This window comes from Mesorhizobium sp. M1E.F.Ca.ET.063.01.1.1 (assembly GCF_003998155.1).
Taxonomy (GTDB): Bacteria; Pseudomonadota; Alphaproteobacteria; order Rhizobiales; family Rhizobiaceae; genus Mesorhizobium.
Map to the genome: position 1 here is coordinate 1 of NZ_RZSC01000810.1, position 2560 is coordinate 2560.

Consider the following 2560-nt stretch of genomic DNA (forward strand, 5'->3'; position numbering starts at 1 on the left):
ATCGGCCTTCGCCACCTGCGCAGAACGTTGATCACGCGTGCCCGTATTGAGGGCTTCCTGCTCGATGACCACGCGAGCGAATATGAAACGGCGATTGCCGATCTTCTCTCATGGTACAAGCAGGGGTTTCTGCAGACGCGAGAGGATGTTGCGGAGGGTATCGAGTCGGTCCCTCATGCTTTCGTGCGCATGTTGAGGGGCGAAAATTTCGGCAAGCAACTCGTCGAGCTCTAAACGAGTATGGGCGTTCCAGGTTTGAGCCGAGCAGTGTCGCGCGAAACCACATCACTGATGTGAATCGATCCCTGCGACTGATTCATAAGTGTCGTTGGACGCCGCCGCAGGGGTATGTGCCCTGAACGATGGAAAATCAGACAATGCTACATTAACGTTCCCGCTATGACTTGACGGGAAGACAGCTTCGTCACGACGCGCAAAAAAAGGGCCCGCGACGGAGCACTCCGTCGCGGGCCGAGACGTGTTTGCCTACTTGGGTTGGTTGAGGTGTTTTAGCAGTTCCCCGAGGATGCCGTCCCGCTCCGACGCCGGCTAGCTGCCGCTTTGTCGTCGACCAACTTTGCGGCCAATTCGGGCGATAGCGGCATGAAGTCGTAGCCGTGTGAGATGGCTGCGTGGCGAAGATCCTCAAGCGCTTCGAACGCGTGATCGCGGGTGCCAAGCCAGAGCGCGGGCTCGTCGGTCACTTCGTGCGGGAACGCTTGCAGAAAGTAGGTCCGAAGCGGTGGATCGTAGCCGATGACAGCGTCTGGATCCGAGCGGACCTGTCCGGTGACGGTGCCAGTGACAGTGATGGTGTAGCGGCTCATTGCAACCTCCTTTTGCCGGTGGGGAAGCCGGCCCCTCGAGGGGCCGGCCACCGATGCCTCACTGGGGGTTGTTCCAGAGGATGACCTTCTTGTTTTCCTCGCCACCCGGGGCGGGAGCGAGGTTGCCGAAGATGACGCCGATCTCGGGGGCTTCCAGCTTGACCGAGAGGTATTCCTCGCCCGAACGCTGGGAGATGCGGTGCCAGCCGGCTCCGATCTCGAAGCCCGTGCGCTTGTTGACGATCCTGTAGTCGGGGGCGTCCTCGCGCGACTTGTTGGTGTTTGGGATGAGGGTGATCGGGGCGTTGACCCGGAGCGTGGCAAAGACGCCTTCCATCGAGCCGTCGGCCTTGGTGGTGAGGTTTGCGATCGTGGTGGCCATGGTAGTTCTCCTTCGGTTGCATCGGGACCATTCCCGATGGCGCCAAAGGAGAGGGCCGTCCTGCTGCGGTCATCTCGGCGAAAATTCTGGAAAATTCTATTTGCCGAAAAAGTGCGGGCAGGCCCTTCGCCTGTCCGCATACAAAAAACAGAAATCGAATTTTCCTGAATTTTCGCCGAGTGTACCCCCAACGGGGGTTGACCGCACAAAGCAGGCGGTCGTCTACAAAGGCGACATGAAACGGGAATGGCCCCGGATGCAGCAGATGGACAAGAACTCAGGCCGCCATCGCTTGGCCGCACAGCTGCCGGATCGCCGGAACATGTTTGTCGCGCACCTTTCGGGTCATGTCGTCTGCGTTGTCACTTCTCGAACAGCAGCCCGGCGCGTGAACCGCCTTGTGCGTTCGGTATGGCGGCACAGCGGTTTTGAGATCGGAGCCGACTGGCTACGAACTTCGAGCCCATCGCTGGTGATGCCTCGCTGCCATCACGGATGACCGCGCAGGCCAGGATGTTCGGCAATCTCGCTCCCGCCCCGGGTGGTGAGGTGGGCAAGATGATTGCCCTGCACAACGCCCTGCGGCTCTGCGCGTGGGCCGGTTTCGAAAGGGGCCGGCTCCGGCCACTCATACAAATGGAGTTGGGGGCTCGGGCCGGATCAAGCATCGGATCGCACCCGCCGGGCTGTCGGCGGGACCGCACCTACATCATCCTGGCAGCGCCAGACGCTCGTCCGGCGTCATGCGGGCTTCAGCTTGGCGGCGCATGTCGGGACCGGCATGGCGGAGCATGGCGCACCAGTCTTCCACATTGTACGTGGTCGCTATGCTGCCCCTGGCCAGATCGTAAATGACGCACGGCTTGTTCGAGATGGCGAGCCTAAGCACGTTGAGGGCCGTGCCGCGTGATGCGCCGTCCCAGATCATCATGCCAAAGTCGGCGCGCCGCGCCATCTCCCGATCTTTGGCGGCGTGGACCCAGTACCCTGTGGCATCCTCAGGAGAAGGAACATGGTAGGCGGCCCAGTCGCCCAGATTGTTGCGGGGTTCCTTGCCGGTATGGAAGACCCCGACATGCTCGTACTTGTAGCCCGCAAGCAGGCCCTGCACCTCGGCATCGGCTCCAGACGCATCGCCAATCAGCACGCCGTGCTCGGCAGCAACGATTGCGCCGATGCGAGTGATGGCAGGTTCCGGCAGCTCGAATATCTCGCGTGATCCACCTATGAATATCATCGACATCGTGACTTTCCCTTCTCTCCAGCGCCCCCCGCCCGGCACCGGCCGCCCTCTCCCTCTGGCCCCGCGCGAGGGATCGTCACCCGAAGGCCGAGACGGCGAAGCCCTGTC

At 61.6% G+C, this 2560-nt stretch carries 3 protein-coding genes and 1 pseudogene; 1 reads left to right on the forward strand and 3 read right to left on the reverse strand.

Annotated elements, in window-relative coordinates; translation table 11 throughout:
- Nucleotides 1-234, forward strand: a pseudogene (locus EOA29_RS32645) (NADP-dependent oxidoreductase); the annotation flags it as partial.
- A gap of 275 nt (nt 235-509) precedes the next feature.
- Here the strand turns inward: EOA29_RS32645 and EOA29_RS32650 are convergent.
- The 3 genes from EOA29_RS32650 to EOA29_RS32660 form a co-directional block, all read right to left on the reverse strand.
- Nucleotides 510-827: a hypothetical protein gene (locus tag EOA29_RS32650; protein ID WP_245468644.1), complete on the reverse strand. Its 318-nt coding sequence runs from the start codon at nt 825-827 to the stop codon at nt 510-512.
- Nucleotides 828-885: 58 nt separating this feature from the next.
- Entirely contained in the window at nt 886-1209 is a 324-nt protein-coding gene (locus tag EOA29_RS32655) for a DUF736 family protein (protein ID WP_006205585.1), read from the reverse strand.
- Nucleotides 1210-1918: 709 nt separating this feature from the next.
- The gene (locus EOA29_RS32660) at nt 1919-2452 is read right to left on the reverse strand and encodes a hypothetical protein (protein WP_127222158.1); all 534 of its coding nucleotides are present in this window, start codon (nt 2450-2452) and stop codon (nt 1919-1921) included.
- Nucleotides 2453-2560 lie beyond the last annotated feature (108 nt).

Coding starts and splice junctions, on each gene's coding strand:
- EOA29_RS32650 (WP_245468644.1), bottom strand. CDS start 827: ATGAGCCGCTACACCATCACTGTCACTGGCACCGTCACCGGACAGGTC.
- EOA29_RS32655 (WP_006205585.1), bottom strand. CDS start 1,209: ATGGCCACCACGATCGCAAACCTCACCACCAAGGCCGACGGCTCGATG.
- EOA29_RS32660 (WP_127222158.1), bottom strand. CDS start 2,452: ATGTCGATGATATTCATAGGTGGATCACGCGAGATATTCGAGCTGCCG.